Here is a 17,907-nt window from a genome sequence, read left to right as displayed (position 1 = left end):
GACTGCCGATAATTTTTAAGAGAACTGTAACAATTAATGAAAAAGGGTGTCTATTAATCAAATTGAGGACTGCTTAACCCTTCAAAAAATTGTTATTATGAGATTTTTTTTCTTGGCCTTTAGTTTGTTTTTTATTTCTTTTGGCTATAGCCAAAAGAAAACCTTGGCAACTCAATTTATTTCTGAGCCTATTAGTATAGACGGAAAGTTAGAAGAGAAAATTTGGGATGCAGTAACTCCTGCAACTGATTTTGTAATGTTTCAGCCCGACAATGGCAAGGCGGTACTTCAAGAAAGAAGAACAGAAGTGAAAGTACTTTATGACAATACGGCTGTTTATATTGCAGCCAAAATGTATGATAGCGAGCCGAATAAAATATTGAGAGAAATTTCTAAAAGAGATGATTTTGGAACCGCAGACATTTTTGGAATTTTTATCAACGGATACAATGATGGGCAACAAAATTTTCAATTTTTTGTCAATGCGGCCGATGGTCAAGCGGATTGTTTGGCTACTGATAGTAACGGAGAAGATTATTCTTGGGACGCAGTATGGGAAAGTAAAGCTGTGATTACGGATTTTGGATGGGTTGTTGAAATGAGAATTCCCTATGCTGCCTTACGGTTTTCTCCTGAAAAAATGCAAACTTGGGGAGTAAATTTTTTTAGAGAAATAAGAAGAGATCGCCAGAAATATTCTTGGAATTTTATCGATTCCAAACTTGGTACCTTTACGCAACAAAATGGAATATTGACCGGAATTGAAAATATTAAAACACCCACACGACTTTTTTTATTACCCTATTCTTCTTTTTATTTAAATGCCAATGACCAACAAAAAACTAAAGGGACATTGAAAGGAGGATTGGATGTGAAATACGGAATAAACGATGCGTTCACCCTAGATGCAATTTTAATACCTGATTTTGGTCAAACAAAATATGATGATAAAATATTGAACCTAGGGCCTTTTGAACAACAATTTAATGAAAATAGACCTTTTTTTACTGAAGGAACAGATTTGTTTAGTAAAGGAAATTTGTTGTATTCTAGACGAATTGGGGGTGCGCCTACCCTATATCCATCCAAAACAAGTGACGAGGTAATTATTGACAACCCAGCCAGTGTGAATTTAATAAATGCTTTAAAAATTTCTGGAAGAACAAAAGGAGGTCTGGGAATTGGGGTATTGAATGCGGTCACCGAAAAAACAAATGCGACTATTCAAAACACTAAAACAGGAGCTATTAGAAAAGAATTAGTAGAGCCTTTGGCTAATTACAATGTTTTAGTTTTGGACCAACGTTTCCGTAAAAATTCATCAGTCACTTTTGTAAATACTAATGTAACTAGAAATGGTAATTTTAGAGATGGAAATGTCTCAGCATTAGTTTGGGATTTAAATACCAAAGCCAATACGTATAACCTATCGGGAGATTTTAAATACAGTTATGTCAACGACGAAGCGATAAAAAAAGGAATAGCTACGCAACTTAATTTTGCAGAGACATCAGGGAATTATCGGTATAGTTTGGGGACAGATTTGTATACTAAAGACTTTGATAATAATGATTTGGGGATTAATTTTCAAACGAATTATTATAGTTGCTATGGAAATGCTAATTATAGAATTTTAAATCCAACCAAACACTTTAATGGGTTTCGAGTGAATTATAATAATTTCTTTCAATTTAATAAAGAAACCGGTCAGGTACAAGGTAATAATATCAATGTAAACACCAATATTGAAACCAAAAAGAATAATTCATATGGTCTTGGAATTGTTTTTAATCCTTTTGAAAATTATGATTATTATGAACCTCGTCAGTCAGGTCGTTATGTGATTACGCCAAAAAGTTATGGTTTCTGGGCGTATTATTCTCGTAATTATAATTACAAATTCGCGTTTGATATTAATCCAGAATATTTCCGTTCAGATGAGCCAGGAAGAGAGTTTATAGGTATGAGTGTGAGTCCAAGATATCGCTTTAATGATAAAATAGCAATGGTATATGATTTTGGATTTTCAAGACGCAATAATAACAAAGGATTTATCGATGCGATAAACAATAGTATGGATCCGTTGGGAAACAAAACTATTGTATTTGCTAATCGTAATGTGGTTACCTATTCTCATAACCTATCGGGAAAATATTCAATTAACAGTCAAGTGAATTTTAATTTGTCAGTAAGACAGTATTGGTCGTATGCAGAGAATAAGAACATACTGCAACTAGCTCCAAACGGAAGATTGGTTGATTTAGTAGGCTATAATCTGAATAAAAATTCCAGTTTTTATTCCTGGAATTTGGATTTGTCTTGCTCTTGGTGGTTTGCTCCAGGAAGTCAGGTTTCTTTCTTGTACCGAAATAATTCGGCAAATTTTGAGAATTTAATCAATAAAAATTATAGAGATAATCTGGATGCAATTTTGACCAATGAAAAATTACAACATACTTTATCTATTAGTGTTCGCTATTTTATTGATTATAATGAAGCGAAGAATTTGTTTATTAAAAGTTAAAAACGAAAATTTATCGTCTTTTTTGTGAATTTTTATCATCTATAACGATTGAAATTCAAAGGGTATTTTGGAATGCTTTTTCGGCTTTTGAAAATTCTCTATATTTGATAAAAAAATAATCATGAACAAGAAAGTAATCCTTATGATACTTGATGGGTGGGGGAAATCACCTGATCCTAAAGTATCTGCAATAGACAACGCTAATGTCCCTTTTATAAATAGTCTTTACGAAAATTTTCCAAGTGCTCAATTAAGAACCGATGGATTGAACGTAGGCTTGCCTGAAGGACAAATGGGGAATAGTGAAGTTGGGCACATGAATCTTGGTGCTGGTAGAATTGTGTACCAAGATTTAGCTAAAATTAATTTGGCAGTGGCCAATAATACTTTGGCGAAAGAACCTATTCTAATTGATGCTTTTACATATGCCAAAGAGAACAACAAAAAAGTACACTTTTTAGGGTTGGTTTCAGATGGGGGAGTGCATTCTCATACTTCTCATTTACGTGGTTTGATTACCGCTTCTCAAGAATATGGTTTGGATAACGTATTTGTTCACGCGTTTACGGATGGTCGTGACGTAGATCCAAAATCAGGAAAAAAATACATTCAAGATTTAGAAAATTTCATGGCAACAACTACTGCTAAATTAGCTTCTGTTGTAGGTAGATATTATGCTATGGATCGTGATAAAAGATGGGAACGCGTAAAATTAGCTTATGATTTAATTGTTAATGGAACGGGAAAACATACTCAAAATCCAGTTGCTTCTATCGAAGAAAGTTATGCTAAAGAAGTGACTGACGAATTCATTGATCCTTTGGTAGTGGTGGATGCTCAAAATCAACCTTTGGCAAAAATCGAAAAAGATGATGTGGTCATCTTTTTTAACTTTAGAACAGATAGAGGTCGTGAGTTAACAGAAGCGTTATCACAAAAAGATTTTCATGAACAAAACATGCATAAACTGCCTTTGTATTATGTTACGTTGACGAATTACGATGAAACGTACGAAAATGTAAAAGTGGTATATAACAAAGATAATATTACAGAGACTTTAGGTGAGGTTTTAGAAAAAGCCAACAAAAAACAAATCCGTATTGCCGAAACTGAAAAGTATCCACACGTTACCTTTTTCTTTTCAGGAGGTAGAGAAACGCCGTTTGAAGGCGAAACACGTATTTTAAGAAATTCTCCAAAAGTAGCTACTTACGATTTGATGCCAGAAATGAGTGCTTATGAACTAAAAGATGCTTTAGTTCCTGAATTGAATAAAGGGGAGGTTGATTTTGTTTGTTTGAATTTTGCTAATGGTGATATGGTTGGGCATACAGGAGTAATGAGTGCTGCCATTCAAGCTTGTGAAGCAGTTGATGCTTGTGTGAAAGAAGTAATTGAAGCGGCTTTGGCCAATGATTATACCACTATCGTAATTGCCGATCACGGAAATTGTGAAACGATGATTAATCCTGATGGTAGTCCAAATACGGCGCACACTACGAATCCTGTGCCAATTATTTTAGTTGACAAAGAATTAAAAAAAATTAATGATGGTGTGTTAGGTGATATTGCACCAACAATTTTAGAATTGATGGGAATTGAAAAACCTGCTGTGATGACGAGTCATTCGTTATTGTAAACTCGAAAGCCTCTATAGAAACAAACCCCAAAATCAACTGATTTTGGGGTTTGTTATTTTTAGAGAATAAAAAATTACAAGAACATTTTTGAAATTTTTTCTGCTTTTTTACTTTCACTATAGTCATAGAAACCTTCTCCAGATTTGACTCCTAGTTTTCCAGCACGAACCATATTGACCAATAATGGGCAAGGCGCATACTTTGGATTTTTGAATCCTTCGTACATGACGTTTAAAATGGCTAAACATACATCCAAGCCAATAAAATCAGCTAATTGTAATGGTCCCATTGGATGTCCCATACCCAATTTCATTACCGTATCTATTTCGTAAACGCCTGCTACTTTATTGTACAACGTTTCTATGGCTTCATTTAACATCGGCATTAAAATTCGGTTCGCCACAAAACCAGGATAATCGTTCACCTCAACAGGTACTTTTCCTAGTTTTTCAGATAATTTCATGATGATTTCGGTAACCTCATCAGATGTATTGTATCCTCTAATGATTTCAACTAATTTCATAATTGGTACCGGATTCATAAAATGCATACCGATAACACGCTCTGGATGACTTACCACAGCTCCGATTTGCGTAATTGAAATAGAAGAAGTATTGGTAGCTAAAATAGTGTTGTGAGAACAAACTTCATTCAGTTGCTTGAAAATATTTAGTTTTAGTTCTACGTTTTCTGTAGCGGCTTCTACTACTAAGTCTACACCAACCACTCCGTCTTTGATATCCGTATACGTAATGATATTGGTAATAGTTTTGGCTTTGTCTTCTTCTGTAATGGTGCCTTTACTTACCATTCGGTCCAAATTGGCAGCAATGGTTGCCATTCCTTTATCTAATGCTTTTTCAGAAAGATCAATTAATTTTACTGTAAATCCGCTTTGTGCAAAGGTGTGGGCAATTCCGTTACCCATAGTCCCTGAACCTATAACAGCTATTGTTTTCATAAGTTTTTGTTTAAATATAAAAGCTCAAAGTTATACCATACAACTTCAAGCTTTGTTTTAAATTGTTTATTTATTTGTAGTAGTATTATTTTTTAAAACAATCAATAATTTGATAAGCTACACGCAAGGCTTCTGTTGCTTGTTCTAAAGTAACAACTGGGGTAGTATTGTTGTTAATGGCGTCTGCAAAAGAATTTAATTCGTCTAGAATGGCGTTGTTTTGTTCTACCTCTGGATTAGAAAAATAGATTTGTTTTTTTACTCCTTCTGCATTTTGTAAAATCATATCGAAATCACCAGGAACTTCTGGAGCATCTTTCATTTTAACCACTTCGCATCTTTTTTCTAAGAAGTCAACCGAGATGTAAGCATCTTTTTGAAAAAATCTTGATTTACGCATGTTTTTCATGGATATGCGACTGGCAGTTAAATTAGCAACGCATCCGTTCTCAAATTCAATTCTAGCATTGGCAATATCAGGAGTTTCGCTGATTACCGATACACCACTGGCGCTAATATTTTTCACTTTGGACTGCACGACACTTAAAATAGCATCGATATCGTGTATCATTAAATCCAACACAACGGGTACATCCGTTCCTCTAGGATTAAATTCTGCTAGTCGATGTGCTTCAATAAACATTGGATTTTCGATCATGTTTTTTGTAGCGATAAAAGCGGGATTGAATCGTTCTACGTGACCTACTTGACCTTTGACCTTGTTTTCTTTGGCTAAAGCAATAATTTCAAGAGCTTCATCAACGGTATTAGAAATGGGTTTTTCGATAAAAACATGCTTGCCAGATTTGATAGCAACTTTGGCACATTTAAAGTGAGAAAGCGTTGGTGTAACGATATCTATGACATCAACAGCATGAATTAGAGTAGCGATAGTTTTGAATTGTTTGTAGCCAAATTCTTTTTCAATTTTTTGACCATTTTCTAGATTTTCATCATAAAAACCAACCAACTCGTATTTGTCTGATTGTTGCAACAAACGCAAATGTATTTTTCCTAGGTGACCAGCACCCAATACTCCAATTTTTAGCATAAGAATGTTCTTTTTACAAAAATAACAATTTAATAAGAATTACCAATTTTATAAAACTTAAAATACTAGTATAAAATGTCACTAAACCTAGTTTTAAATGGATTTCTTTTTCATTTGGAAATTGAATTTTTAGTTTATTTTTGCCGAAACAATTTAATTCAACATTGAAAGATACTGCCAAACACCAAGGACTTAGAAATCAATTAGTTGCTCTTTTGAAAGGGAAGGGAATTACTGATGCTTCAGTTTTAGAAGCAATTGGTAAGATACCAAGACATCTTTTTTTGGAGTCGGGTTTTGAAAATTATGCTTATCAAGATAAAGCTTTTCCTATTGGTGCCGATCAGACGATTTCTCAACCCTACACCGTAGCGTTTCAGTCTCAATTGTTAGAAGTAAAAAAAGAGGATAAAATCTTAGAAATCGGTACTGGTTCAGGATATCAAACCGCTGTTTTGTGTGCTTTAGGTGCTAAAGTGTATAGTGTAGAGCGACAAAGTGAGTTGTTTAAAAAAACCTCCGTTTTGTTTCCTAAATTAGGTGTGAGGCCTAAGCATTTATCTTTCGGTGATGGTTACAAAGGATTACCTTTGCATGCGCCATTTGATAGTATTATTGTAACGGCTGGTGCTCCATTTATTCCAAAACCCTTAATGGCTCAGCTTAAAATTGGAGGGAGATTAGTGATTCCACTTGGTGAAGAGGTTCAAATAATGACCATGCTTATCCGTAAGAATGCGACTCAGTTTGAAAAGCATGAATTTGGTGAATTTCGATTTGTTCCCTTGCTTGAGGATAAAAATTAAAAAGCGGTTAGATTTTCTTCTAACCGCTTTTTTTTATTTTTTACTTACTGTCTTGTCCTTGATCATTTGACCGTAAAGTGTTTTCATTATTTCGTCTACTTTTAACCCTAAATCAGAAACGTTAGAAGATTTTGTGGTTCCTGTCCAAATCAATTTGTTTTTATTTAAAGAAAAGATATTGGTTTCTACCATGTAATAGGTGCTTTCTTGGTAATACCCTGGAGCATAAAAATTAGGAGAGTACATGCCATACCAATTACCAAATCCGTAGCCATACATACCTGAATACATTCCACCAAATCCACCATAGAATGTAGAAGTATTGGTTCCAGGAACATAGTTGGTTTCTTTTTCTTTACTCACCAAGCGCATGGTAAGTACCCCGTCAAAATTTTCATCTTTAAGGATTTTAAGTTTTTGTTCTTTACTTAATTCTAAGTTAGTTCCGTTCAAATATTGAAATGAAGTTACAAAAATGGGACTAGAGGAAGCGATTCTATTTTCGGTAGTTCTTCTAGTGGCTTCATCTTTTACTAAAGCTACAACTAATATCTTTTTGAATTGCTCTTGTGCAATAGTAGTTTCAGGATCACTCCAACTATTTACAATTACAGTATTGCTTCCGCAGCTGAAAAGGGTTAAGGAGAGTAAGGATAGTAATAAGTGTTTCATAATCATTTTTTTAAGTTAGTTTAGGTAAAAATAGCGATTATGCTTAATAAAATTAATAAAAGATAGAAAATTAATAAGCTTTTTTTATTCTATCCAAGTCTCGTTTGGTGTCTTGCTCTTTTAGTGATTCTCTCTTGTCGTAGTTTTTCTTTCCTCTACAAAGGCCTATTTGTAGTTTTGCCATTCCTTTTTCATTAGTGAACAATTTTAGCGGAACGATAGTGAGTCCTTTGGCTTGTACACTACGAGCAAGGGTTTTTAATTCTTTTCGGTTTAATAATAATTTACGCTCACTTCTGGCTTTATGATTGAATTGGTTGCCAAATGCATATTCTTCGATATAAGTATTGATGGCAAATAATTCATTATTACTGAACTCGCAGAAACTCTCGGTAATATTGGCTTTGCCCAATCGAATGGATTTAATCTCGGTACCTGCCAAAACTATTCCTGCGGTATAGGTTTCGATTATTTCATAATCAAAACGAGCTCTTTTATTGAGTATGTTCACTGTTTTTTGCATAGGTCAGCAAATTTAGGGACAAAATAATGAAAGCGCAATTCTTTTTGAAAAAATGCTTTACCTTTGTTCCATGGAAAAAAAGCATTCAAAGGATCCTTTACATGGCATTACTCTTCAAAAAATAGTAGAAAAGTTAGTGGCTTTTTATGGTTTTGATACTTTGGGTGAATTGATAAAAATCAAATGTTTTACTACAAATCCTAGTGTGAAATCAAGTTTGACTTTCTTGCGAAAGACAGAATGGGCTAGAAAACAAGTAGAGGAATTGTACTTACGCTCATTACCTAAATTTTAGTTCAATTTGTAGGTGATATTTAATCCTCCTCGGTAAGGTAGCCATTCTCCACTTTTGTTCCAATTTTTTGCTTTTTCATAACGTCCGGGTGTCCCGTCGTTATAATATCCTTTATAAAATCCTTGATGCCATCCGCCACCCACAAAAGCCTCTAAGCGGATATTCTCCGTTATTTTGTAATTGTAACCTACAGTAGCTCCGATGCGATACCCAAAACCGTGTTCGTAATTGTTGCTATTCCAATAATTCCATTTCTGTAGGTTATAGATGTCAGGGCCTGTATGTGCCCCCACAAACCAACCTTTATATTTTTCCTTAAAATGATAACGAATTTCTGGTGTAAAGGTATAAAACTGCATAGGATGATGTCCGTCAAACGATTTCCAGAAAGAAGCCATAACATCAAAGCTAAAAGTTGTCTTATCACCAATACTAGTTTCTATTCCAATATTAGGGACACCTACAAGTGCTGTTAACCCATTAAATTTGATAAAAGTTTGAGCAAAACTCGTGTTAATTACTACTAATAAAAGAAATATAATAAATTTTTTCATGATTTAATTTTTGGGCAAATGTAAATTTAAATTTGAGAAAAATCCTAATTATCACTACTTTTATTTAGAAAAAAAACACCTTTTTTTCAATATTTTTTTGTTCTTACTTGATCAATCGTAAGAAATCATTTTTGAAAACAATACACTACGAATTAGATAATTTAGAATAAACTACAGCATCAATAAATTTACCATCATAAAACTCATTCTCTTTAAAATGGGCTTCTTTGACGAATCCGCATTTTTGTAAAACTCGCTCTGAAGCTTCATTTTCAGGGTCAATAACCCCTTCTATAGAATGTAATTTCATAGTAGTGAAGCCATAATCTACTACACATTGTACCGCTTCTGAAGTAATTCCTTTTCCATTATATTCAGGTAAAATCATATAGCCAACTTCGGCTCTATAATGTTCGGGTTTGATGCGATAATGTCCAATAACTCCTAGCATCGTATCATCACCTTTTAATGTAATGGCCCAGTTGATACCTTCATTACTCTCAATTTTATCATCCATCATTTTAATATGTGCCAAAGTCTCTTCATAGTTTGTAACCAAAGGCCTTGGGATATATTTCATAGTTTCGGGATTGGAACGCAATTCGAACATTTCTTTAACATCGGAGGGCAAAACTCTTCTTAAGATGAGTCTTTCGGTTTCTAAAACCGGAAAAGGAGAGAAGTTGATGGTTAGCATTTTATTTAATTTAGAGAAGTGTTATAGTGTAATTAGATTCAAAAAAAGATTTTGGCTTTACCAATTGAATGCCTTCTTTTTCCAATATTTTTCCTGAATTATTTGGGGTGTCTGAATAACCAAACCAGGGCTCAATGCAAATAAAAGGAGCATTTACGGGTGTCCAAACGCCAAGATCTGGAAAATCGCGGTACTCTACTTTGAGTATGGGTTGGTTTTCTTCTAAAATTGTTACAGATTTTGAAGGTATATTTTTGAACACCAAAGCATCATTCTCAAATAACTGGTACTCCAAATTCAATTGTTGATTCGGGATTTCAATGGTTTTCGTTTGATCAGAAATCAACCCTTCTTCTAATAAATTAAAAGTTAAAGAGTTTAATCCATCAAATTGTAATTGGTAACTATCGAATGCTTTTGGCAAAGCAAAGGCTGGATGTCCACCAATGGAAAACGGAAGTACAGCATCCGATGTGTTGATGACTTTGTATCCTAAATGCAATGAAGTGCCTATTAATGTGTAGCTCAATTGAAGTTCAAACGAGAAAGGATATTTTTTTAACGTTTCTTCATTGGATTGTAATGAAAAAATAACACTATCTTCCTTTTTATTGATTACTTCAAAAGTCAGTTCACGAGCGAATCCGTGACGGGGTAGTGAATAAGAGACACCATTATATTCAAAAGTATTGTTTTGTAAAGAGCCTACTATTGGGAACAAAATAGGGGAGTGCTTTCCCCAAAAATTAGGATCACCTTCCCAAATGAATTCCTTGTTGTTTTTATCTTTTAAAGAAAATAATTCGGCTCCAAGTGTTTTAAATTGTGCCGTTATTTGGTCGTTATTTATGGAAATTGTAGTCACGATCTTTTTTTTATAAATGAAAGGTAAAGATATTGATATTCCTATAAACAGAGAAACTGAATATATTAAACCTTAAGAATTATCTTAATTTCTTTAGTTGTAATGTTATAAATAATTAATTTTTCATTTAATTTGTGCTTACACTAACACAAACTATAGATATTATGAAGACAAAGTGGCTTTCTTGCCTGGGCATTTTTTTTGGAGTTCTCTCCGTTTTTGGTCAGCAACCTACTCCAGCTGAAACAAAAGAACTAGTTTCTAAGTACGATTATCACGATGCATTTGCACCGCATTTTTATACTAAAAACGGTACTTCTACGCGTTCAGCAAGTGGTGAACCGGGACCTGCTTATTGGCAAAACCGAGCGGATTATCAGTTAACGGCTAAATTAAATGATGCTTCAAATGAGATCATAGGTACTGACGAAATCACTTACACTAATAACAGCCCAGATAAATTAAGTTTTCTTTGGTTGAATTTAGAGCAAAATTTGTTCAAACAAGATTCTAGAGGAGCGGCTTTAGTTCCTTTGACAGGAAGTAGAAATGGAGGACAAGGACAGGTTTTTGACGCGGGTTTTAAAATCAAATCGGTTAAAGCTATTTCAGGAAAAGCTAAGACAGCAACCGACGTAAAATTTGTAGTTACGGATACTCGTATGCAAGTTTTTCTTCCTGAAGCTATTACTGCCAAAGGAGGAAGCGTGAAACTAAAAATAGAGTTTTCTTTTATTGCACCGAACGAAGGATCTGACCGTATGGGAGTTTTGGAAACCAAAAACGGAAAGATTTTTACCATAGCACAATGGTATCCTCGTATGTGTGTGTATGATGATGTACGCGGATGGAACACCAATCCTTATTTAGGCGCTTCAGAATTTTACTTGGAGTATGGTAATTTTGATATTAAAATTACAGCGCCAGCTAATCATATGGTGGTGTGTTCAGGTGAGTTGTTGAATCCAGCAGAAGTGTATACTGCAGAGCAATTCAAACAATACAAAGCAGCTTTGGTTAGCGATAAAACGGTGGTGATTCGTTCTGCCGATGAAGTAAATGCTACCGCAAAAAACAATGCAACTGCTACTAAAACTTGGCATTATCAAATTAAGAATGCGCGTGATATGTCTTGGGCTTCTTCACCAGCGTTTATTTTAGATGGGGCGAGAATGAATTTGCCTAGCGGTAAAAAAGCATTAGCCTTATCTGCTTATCCAGTAGAATCTGCAGGCAACGAGGCTTGGGGACGTTCTACTGAATACGTAAAAGGTGCTATAGAAAATTATTCTAAGCGCTGGTTAGAATATCCTTATCCAGTAGCTACCAATGTTGCAGGAAATGAAGGCGGAATGGAATATCCAGGGATTGTTTTTTGTGGATGGGAATCCAAAGGAAAAGATTTATGGGGTGTTACGGATCACGAGTTTGGACACATTTGGTTTCCAATGATTGTTGGTTCTAACGAACGTTTATTCGCTTGGATGGACGAAGGATTTAACACGTTTATCAATTCATTAAGTGGCGTTGATTTTAACAAAGGGGAATACAAAGAAGGACCATCAGATTTGCACCAAATTAGCGAAATGTTGACGAGTCCTAAACTAGAGACCATTATGAGTTCCCCTGATAATATGAAGGAGAAAAACATTGGGGTATTGTGCTACTTTAAACCAAGTTCAGGTTTAGTGATTTTAAGAGAGCAAGTTTTAGGACCAGAGCGTTTTGATATTGCTTTTAAAACGTATGTGGAAAGATGGGCTTTCAAACATCCTACTCCTGACGATTTCTTTAGAACAATGGAGAATGTTGCTGGTGAAGATTTGAGTTGGTTTTGGAGAGGTTGGTTCCAATACAACTGGCGATTGGATCAAGGTGTAAATTCAGTGAAATATGTGAAAAACGATCCAAAAAAAGGAATCATTATTACTATTGAGAATTTCGAAAAAATGGCAATGCCAATAGTTGTTGATGTTAAAACTAAAAGTGGTAAAGTAAGCCGAGTGAAATTACCAGTTGAGATTTGGCAACGTAACAAGGATTGGTCATTCAAACACAATTCTACCGAAGAAATAGAAAGTGTTGTAATTGATCCAGATCACGTTTTCCCAGATTCAAATACTGCTAATAATACTTGGACTGCTGCTACTGGTAAATTAGAAAAAGATGTGATTCTTGACGATTATTTAGGGGTTTATGCAACGGCCAATGCTCCTTTGAAAATAACTTTGACCGAAAAAAATAGTGCTTTGAAAGTTGAAATATCAGGGTATCCTTCTTTTACTGCGACTCCAGTAACTGGTGAAGCAAATACATTTGAGGCTCCTGCGGCTGGATTAAAATTCAAGTTCAATGAGGCAAAAACAGGATTTGATATGGTAGTTTCTGGAAACGGACAAGTGATTCCTTTTACTAGAGAAAAATAGTAATTTTTTCAATAAATAAAAACGACTGTTAGGAACAATCTAGCAGTCGTTTTTTTATAAATTTTATTTTGGTTAAAAAATTAAATTAAATACAAATCCAGAAAGTATCATTCCAATGCTGATGGTAGTAAAGAAAGCGATGATCAAGCGGGTTTTCATCACTTTTTTTAACAATAAAGCTTCAGGTAGCGATAAACCAATGGCTCCCATCATGAAGGCAATTCCGGTTCCCAAGGGTACTCCTTTACTAACCAACGATTCTAAAACAGGCAAAACTCCTACGGCATCAATATAAAGCGGAATACCAGCCAAAACAGCAATGGGTACTGCAAAAATATTGGATTTTGATAAATAACTTTCAAAGAACGCTTGTGGCACATATCCGTGAATAAAGGAACCAATCGCAATTCCGATAAATACATATACCACTAGCTTTTTTAAGGTTTGAATGGCCTCTAAGTTAATTTCAGGAAGACGTTGAAGAAGGGTTCTTTTATCTTCTTCTTCAGAATTTTGAAAAGAATCAGAAGTTTTTAACCAATCGGCGATATGTTCAGCCATTCCCATTTTATCCAATACTATTCCTCCAACAACCCCAAGAAGAATGCCTGATATAATATAAATCACGGCTACTTTCCAACCATAAGCGACCCAAAATAGGGCAATGGCAATTTCATTAACCAAAGGCGAGGTGATTAAAAAAGAAAGTGTGATTCCAAAAGGAATTCTTGCCTTAAGCATACCCACAAACAATGGAATCGAGGAGCAAGAGCAAAATGGCGTGATAGCTCCCAAAGTAGATGCCGCTAGATTTCCAATCCCCGTTTTTTTGTTTTTTTCTAGGTATAGACGAATTTTATTTAATGGCAAATAATTAGTCACAATACCCATTAGATAAGTAACTAGAATTACCAGTATCGAGATCTCGCTAAAAGTAATGATGAAATAGTGTAAAGCAGCACCAATTTTATCGGTACTGCTAAGTCCAAAATTATCATAGACCACAAAATCTGCCAGATACGTGAGAAGATTTGTTAGTGTTTCCATTTTTAATGAATTAAAGAATGGATACTAAAAGTTCCTCTGGATTTATTTTTTTGTAATCATAGACTTTTCCGTTGATAACTAGAGATGGGAAGGTCATTGTTCCAAAAGCCATAGTATCTTGTAAATCGGATAACTCGGTGATCGAAATGTCAAGATTGTTTTTTTCTGCAATTGCTGTTAATTGTTCTTTAATTGGTGATTTAGCACCGCAGCATGACGAATGTAAAATTTTGATTTCAGTACTCATAGTATTTTTTTTAAGATTAAACTATACTATGTAGTCTTTGAACTGAAACAAAAGACACATTTTTTTGGAAAAAAAATTATTTTTTTACTTCAGCTTTAAAATCATCCAAATGATTTTGAACGGTTGTACAGTTTTTTTTAACCGTACAAGTAACAAAGTTACCATTTGCATCATATTCAATATCACAACTGTCTACAAAGAGTTCTCGCAATTGGATTCTTGCCCTTTGAATTCTCATTTTTGCCGCTGAAAGATTTATATTCAGTTTTTTGGCGATTTCGATTTGAGGGATTTTATCAATATCACTCCAATACAAAGGTTCAGCATATTTTTTAGGAAGTAATTGAATCATCGGTATAATATAATCATATACCGATAATTCAAATGTTTGTGCATTTTTGTCGAGAAGGATTTCATCAATCTCGATACTATCAATGTTATTCTTGTTGAAATAATCGTGAATCGTATTTCTGGCTACTTGAAACAACCAAGCCTTTACATTGGCAATGGCTTTATTTTTTTGATGCGATTCAATGAGTTGTAGCATCACTTCTTGAACAATATCCTCAGCTATCGTTGTGTCTTGTACTTTTTTAAGAATGTAATTTTTTAAAAAAGAATAAAATTCATCTACTACTTCATTGATATTGCAGCATTCTTTTTTCATCTTTTTAAAGTAAAAATTACTCAGGAATTTGTTGACTCAAGCAATGCAACGTTCCAAATCCCCAAATAAAATCAATTGCACTTATTCCGATGATTTCTCTATCAGGGAAACATTCTGAAAGAATATTCAAAGCCACTCGGTCATTAGCATCATTGAAAGTAGGTACCAAAACACAGTGGTTTAAAATCAAGAAATTAGCATAACTCGCAGGTAAACGCAATCCGTCAAAATCAATGCGTTTAGGCATAGGTAAAGTAACAATTACAGGTGCTTGTCCGTTTTCTAGTTTCGCATTTTGCAAACGTTTTAAGTTGTCTTGTAAAGGTTTGTAATTGCTATCTTCTGGATTAGTTTCAATAATGGTAACAATAGTGTCCTCGTTTACAAATCGGCATAAATCATCGATGTGTCCGTGTGTATCATCGCCTTCTATGCCATCTCCTAGCCAAATGACATTGGTAATGCCTAAGTACTCTTTAAAAACCGCTTCGTAATCTTCTTTGGTAAAACCTTCATTACGCACCTGAATTGTAGGATGCATTAAGCATTCTTCTGAAGTTAACAAGGTACCACGTCCGTTTACATCAATAGCACCACCTTCTACAATTACGGGTTTTCCTTTGTAGGTAACTTGCGTTAAGGGAAGTTGTAAATGCTCGGCTACTTTACTTGGTACGTGTTTGTCTAAATTGATGTTTTTATACTTAGCCCAACCGTTAAAATTGAAATTCAAGGCTTCTATTTGATTGCCATTTTTTACAATGATTGGACCAGAATCACGCATCCAACCTCTATTGGTTTTATGAATGATGAAGGATATCTGATCTAAATTTACTGTAGCCATTGTTAGCAATTCAGTAACTTTTTCTTTTTGTTTTTCATCGGCAACTACCAAAAAAACAGTTTCGTAGGTGGCTACTTTTTTGATGAATTCTACGAAAGCCCATTGTACCGCTTCGTATTTTCCAGGCCAGTCTTTTCCGTTATGTGGAAAACATAATAGGATTCCTTGTTGTTTTTCCCATTCTGCTGGGAATCTTCTTGAGGTTGTTGTCATAAATAGATGCCAATTTTACTTCGGGCAAAGATAAACATTCCCAAGTATTAAAATAGAATTGAAATTCATACATTTTTGAAAGGCTCGTTTGCGGCGTTTGTTTTTTATGTTAAAGATTATATAATATTTTGATAATGCCAGAGATTTCTTGTCGCCCTATTTTTGAAAAAACTAAATTTAAAATAATGATAAAGAAAACTTTGGCTGTGTTTGCAGCGCTATTTTTGATCTTTGGTTGTGAAAACGACAATAATGAGAACACTACTCCAGAATTGGAAGTAAACGAAAATCCAGCTTCGTTTAAAGAAGTAGGTACGATTACAATTGGTGGAACTGGCGCTGCAGAAATTAGCGCTTATGATGAAACTACCAAAAGGCTTTTTACGGTAAACAACAGCTCAACGAACAAAATTGATGTAATCGATTTGACAGATCCTACAAAACCTGTTGTGCTAACGAGTATTGATATGGCTACCTACAATGGTGCTGCTAATAGCGTTGCAGTTTATGGAGGAAAACTAGCGGTGGCTTTAGAATCTAAATCGAATAAACAGGAGGCAGGGAAAGTGGTCGTTTTTAATACTTCGACTTATGCTTTGATTAAAGAAATCACTGTAGGGGCTTTGCCAGATATGATTACTTTTTCGCCAGACGGTAAATTTATGGTTACTGCTAATGAAGGAGAGCCTAACGATACCTATTCATTAGATCCAGAAGGTTCTGTTTCAATTATTGATGTTGCTGCGAATTATGCTGTGACGACTTTAAATTTTGCTCAATTCAGTACACAACTTTCTGATTTGAAGACCAAAGGATTTCGTATAGCAAGTGTTTCCAATAATTTTGCTAACGATGTTGAACCAGAATATGTTACGGTTTCAGCGGACTCAAAAACGGCTTGGGTTACTTTGCAAGAAAATAATGGAATAGCTAAAATTGATTTGATAGGCAAAAAGAACTTACAACTTTTTCCATTAGGATATAAAGACTATTCTTTGGCAGATAACGCTATAGATGTAAGCGATAAAGATGGAGCCATTGCTTTTGCCACTTGGAAGGTGAAAGGAATGTTTCAACCGGATGCGATTGCTAATTTTGAAAGTAATGCTATTCCTTATTTGGTTACAGCCAATGAAGGGGATGCACGCGAATACAGTGCTTTTGTGGATGTTCGTAGAATCAATCACTCTTCAGTGGTTTTGGATCCAACGGTTTTTCCAACGGCTGCTGCTATGAAAGCGGATGGTGTTTTGGGACGTTTGAATATCAATATCAAAATGGGAGATACTGATGGCGATGGCGATTTTGATGAATTGATTGGTTTTGGTGCTCGTTCATTCTCGATTTGGAATGGCAACACCGGTGCTTTAGTTTTTGATAGTAAAAATGAATTAGATAAAAAAGCTAATGAACTAGGACTTTATGATGATAATAGAAGTGATGACAAAGGCGTAGAACCTGAGGCGGTTTATGTAACCAAAATGGGAAATAAGCAAATTCTTTTTGTAGGTCTAGAAAGAGCCGATGCTTTTATGGTATACGATGTGACTTCTCCTACAGCTCCTAAGTTTTTACAAATTATCAAAACGGGCGATGCTCCTGAAGGACTAACGTTTATTCCTGCAGCTAAAAGTCCGAACAAGAAAAGTATGGTTATCGTAAGTAGTGAAGGGGATGGAACAATCAAGATTTTTCAGCCTGAATTGAATTAACTCAAGATTTTCAATAGAAAAGCGTCTGAGATTCTAAGTTTAAAATATTCTTAGAATTTCAGACGCTTTGTTTTTTAGCGGAATTTTTAATAAAGTAGTTTCTTAGCTAAAAGTATTTAAGAAACAAATTTTTAAATATTCTTAGCATCTTAGATACTTAGTT

General features: G+C 34.6%; 17 protein-coding genes. 6 read left to right on the top strand and 11 right to left on the bottom strand.

What is annotated here, in order from left to right; translation table 11 throughout:
- Window positions 1-97: 97 nt before the first annotated feature.
- Window positions 98-2,524, top strand: coding sequence for a DUF5916 domain-containing protein (locus ACSVH7_RS04535; protein WP_438065506.1), 2,427 nt, complete (start codon window positions 98-100; stop codon window positions 2,522-2,524).
- A gap of 121 nt (window positions 2,525-2,645) precedes the next feature.
- A complete protein-coding gene (gpmI, locus tag ACSVH7_RS04530) occupies window positions 2,646-4,163 on the top strand; it encodes a 2,3-bisphosphoglycerate-independent phosphoglycerate mutase (protein ID WP_438065505.1) in 1,518 nt (505 codons plus the stop codon).
- Window positions 4,164-4,237: 74 nt separating this feature from the next.
- Here gpmI and ACSVH7_RS04525 read toward each other — a convergent pair whose 3' ends face one another.
- Window positions 4,238-5,125, bottom strand: coding sequence for a 3-hydroxyacyl-CoA dehydrogenase family protein (locus ACSVH7_RS04525; RefSeq protein ID WP_438065504.1), 888 nt, complete (start codon window positions 5,123-5,125; stop codon window positions 4,238-4,240).
- 85 nt (window positions 5,126-5,210) lie between these two features.
- Window positions 5,211-6,176, bottom strand: coding sequence for a Gfo/Idh/MocA family protein (locus ACSVH7_RS04520; RefSeq protein ID WP_438065503.1), 966 nt, complete (start codon window positions 6,174-6,176; stop codon window positions 5,211-5,213).
- 164 nt (window positions 6,177-6,340) lie between these two features.
- On the opposite strand from ACSVH7_RS04520, the gene ACSVH7_RS04515 reads away from it, so the two are divergent.
- Entirely contained in the window at window positions 6,341-6,982 is a 642-nt protein-coding gene (locus ACSVH7_RS04515; protein WP_438065502.1) for a protein-L-isoaspartate(D-aspartate) O-methyltransferase, read from the top strand.
- A 33-nt stretch (window positions 6,983-7,015) separates the two neighbouring features.
- Here the strand turns inward: ACSVH7_RS04515 and ACSVH7_RS04510 are convergent, their stop codons facing one another.
- Both ACSVH7_RS04510 and smpB read right to left on the bottom strand, forming a co-directional pair.
- On the bottom strand, window positions 7,016-7,654 hold the full coding sequence (locus tag ACSVH7_RS04510) for a hypothetical protein (RefSeq protein WP_438065501.1): 639 nt from the start codon (window positions 7,652-7,654) through the stop codon (window positions 7,016-7,018).
- Between the two features lie 70 nt (window positions 7,655-7,724).
- The gene (gene smpB, locus ACSVH7_RS04505) at window positions 7,725-8,177 is read right to left on the bottom strand and encodes an SsrA-binding protein SmpB (protein WP_438065500.1); all 453 of its coding nucleotides are present in this window, start codon (window positions 8,175-8,177) and stop codon (window positions 7,725-7,727) included.
- 70 nt (window positions 8,178-8,247) lie between these two features.
- Here smpB and ACSVH7_RS04500 point away from each other — a divergent pair, with 70 nt between their 5' ends.
- Window positions 8,248-8,472 carry a VF530 family DNA-binding protein gene (locus ACSVH7_RS04500; protein ID WP_438065499.1) on the top strand — a complete coding sequence of 75 codons (225 nt, stop codon included), beginning with the start codon at window positions 8,248-8,250 and terminating at the stop codon, window positions 8,470-8,472.
- Here ACSVH7_RS04500 and ACSVH7_RS04495 read toward each other — a convergent pair.
- The 3 genes from ACSVH7_RS04495 to ACSVH7_RS04485 all read right to left on the bottom strand — a co-directional run bounded on the left by ACSVH7_RS04495 (window position 8,469) and on the right by ACSVH7_RS04485 (window position 10,588).
- Entirely contained in the window at window positions 8,469-9,026 is a 558-nt protein-coding gene (locus ACSVH7_RS04495) for a DUF3575 domain-containing protein (protein WP_438065498.1), read from the bottom strand. The two genes, ACSVH7_RS04500 and ACSVH7_RS04495, sit on opposite strands and share 4 nt — an antisense overlap.
- Before the next feature lie 145 nt (window positions 9,027-9,171).
- Window positions 9,172-9,723: a GNAT family N-acetyltransferase gene (locus ACSVH7_RS04490; RefSeq protein WP_438065497.1), complete on the bottom strand. Its 552-nt coding sequence runs from the start codon at window positions 9,721-9,723 to the stop codon at window positions 9,172-9,174.
- Between the two features lie 10 nt (window positions 9,724-9,733).
- Window positions 9,734-10,588 (bottom strand): aldose 1-epimerase family protein, encoded by an 855-nt coding sequence (locus tag ACSVH7_RS04485; protein WP_438065496.1) that lies wholly within the window; start codon window positions 10,586-10,588, stop codon window positions 9,734-9,736.
- A 164-nt stretch (window positions 10,589-10,752) separates the two neighbouring features.
- Here ACSVH7_RS04485 and ACSVH7_RS04480 point away from each other — a divergent pair, with 164 nt between their 5' ends.
- Window positions 10,753-13,014: a M1 family metallopeptidase gene (locus tag ACSVH7_RS04480; protein WP_438065495.1), complete on the top strand. Its 2,262-nt coding sequence runs from the start codon at window positions 10,753-10,755 to the stop codon at window positions 13,012-13,014.
- Window positions 13,015-13,086: 72 nt separating this feature from the next.
- Here ACSVH7_RS04480 and ACSVH7_RS04475 read toward each other — a convergent pair whose 3' ends face one another.
- From ACSVH7_RS04475 to ACSVH7_RS04460, 4 genes are all read right to left on the bottom strand, one after another.
- Complete coding sequence (locus tag ACSVH7_RS04475; protein ID WP_438065494.1) at window positions 13,087-14,061, bottom strand: permease; 975 nt, start codon at window positions 14,059-14,061, stop codon at window positions 13,087-13,089.
- A gap of 10 nt (window positions 14,062-14,071) precedes the next feature.
- Entirely contained in the window at window positions 14,072-14,308 is a 237-nt protein-coding gene (locus tag ACSVH7_RS04470) for a thioredoxin family protein (RefSeq protein ID WP_438065493.1), read from the bottom strand.
- Window positions 14,309-14,384: 76 nt separating this feature from the next.
- A complete protein-coding gene (locus tag ACSVH7_RS04465; RefSeq protein WP_438065492.1) occupies window positions 14,385-14,975 on the bottom strand; it encodes a sigma-70 family RNA polymerase sigma factor in 591 nt (196 codons plus the stop codon).
- Between the two features lie 16 nt (window positions 14,976-14,991).
- Entirely contained in the window at window positions 14,992-16,032 is a 1,041-nt protein-coding gene (locus ACSVH7_RS04460) for an agmatine deiminase family protein (protein ID WP_438065491.1), read from the bottom strand.
- Window positions 16,033-16,217: 185 nt separating this feature from the next.
- On the opposite strand from ACSVH7_RS04460, the gene ACSVH7_RS04455 reads away from it, so the two are divergent.
- Window positions 16,218-17,744, top strand: a complete 1,527-nt coding sequence (locus ACSVH7_RS04455) for a choice-of-anchor I family protein (protein WP_438065490.1) — start codon at window positions 16,218-16,220, stop codon at window positions 17,742-17,744.
- The last annotated feature ends 163 nt before the right edge of the window (window positions 17,745-17,907 follow it).

It is taken from the genome of Flavobacterium sp. TSSA_36 (assembly GCF_051547165.1).
Classification (GTDB): Bacteria; Bacteroidota; Bacteroidia; order Flavobacteriales; family Flavobacteriaceae; genus Flavobacterium.
The sequence above is the reverse complement of the archived record's forward strand: the minus strand, read 5'-3'. Positions and strand labels throughout refer to the sequence as shown.

Coding starts and splice junctions, on each gene's coding strand:
- ACSVH7_RS04535 (WP_438065506.1), top strand. CDS start 98: ATGAGATTTTTTTTCTTGGCCTTTAGTTTGTTTTTTATTTCTTTTGGC.
- gpmI (WP_438065505.1), top strand. CDS start 2,646: ATGAACAAGAAAGTAATCCTTATGATACTTGATGGGTGGGGGAAATCA.
- ACSVH7_RS04525 (WP_438065504.1), bottom strand. CDS start 5,125: ATGAAAACAATAGCTGTTATAGGTTCAGGGACTATGGGTAACGGAATT.
- ACSVH7_RS04520 (WP_438065503.1), bottom strand. CDS start 6,176: ATGCTAAAAATTGGAGTATTGGGTGCTGGTCACCTAGGAAAAATACAT.
- ACSVH7_RS04510 (WP_438065501.1), bottom strand. CDS start 7,654: ATGAAACACTTATTACTATCCTTACTCTCCTTAACCCTTTTCAGCTGC.
- smpB (WP_438065500.1), bottom strand. CDS start 8,177: ATGCAAAAAACAGTGAACATACTCAATAAAAGAGCTCGTTTTGATTAT.
- ACSVH7_RS04500 (WP_438065499.1), top strand. CDS start 8,248: ATGGAAAAAAAGCATTCAAAGGATCCTTTACATGGCATTACTCTTCAA.
- ACSVH7_RS04495 (WP_438065498.1), bottom strand. CDS start 9,026: ATGAAAAAATTTATTATATTTCTTTTATTAGTAGTAATTAACACGAGT.
- ACSVH7_RS04490 (WP_438065497.1), bottom strand. CDS start 9,723: ATGCTAACCATCAACTTCTCTCCTTTTCCGGTTTTAGAAACCGAAAGA.
- ACSVH7_RS04480 (WP_438065495.1), top strand. CDS start 10,753: ATGAAGACAAAGTGGCTTTCTTGCCTGGGCATTTTTTTTGGAGTTCTC.
- ACSVH7_RS04475 (WP_438065494.1), bottom strand. CDS start 14,061: ATGGAAACACTAACAAATCTTCTCACGTATCTGGCAGATTTTGTGGTC.
- ACSVH7_RS04470 (WP_438065493.1), bottom strand. CDS start 14,308: ATGAGTACTGAAATCAAAATTTTACATTCGTCATGCTGCGGTGCTAAA.
- ACSVH7_RS04465 (WP_438065492.1), bottom strand. CDS start 14,975: ATGAAAAAAGAATGCTGCAATATCAATGAAGTAGTAGATGAATTTTAT.
- ACSVH7_RS04460 (WP_438065491.1), bottom strand. CDS start 16,032: ATGACAACAACCTCAAGAAGATTCCCAGCAGAATGGGAAAAACAACAA.
- ACSVH7_RS04455 (WP_438065490.1), top strand. CDS start 16,218: ATGATAAAGAAAACTTTGGCTGTGTTTGCAGCGCTATTTTTGATCTTT.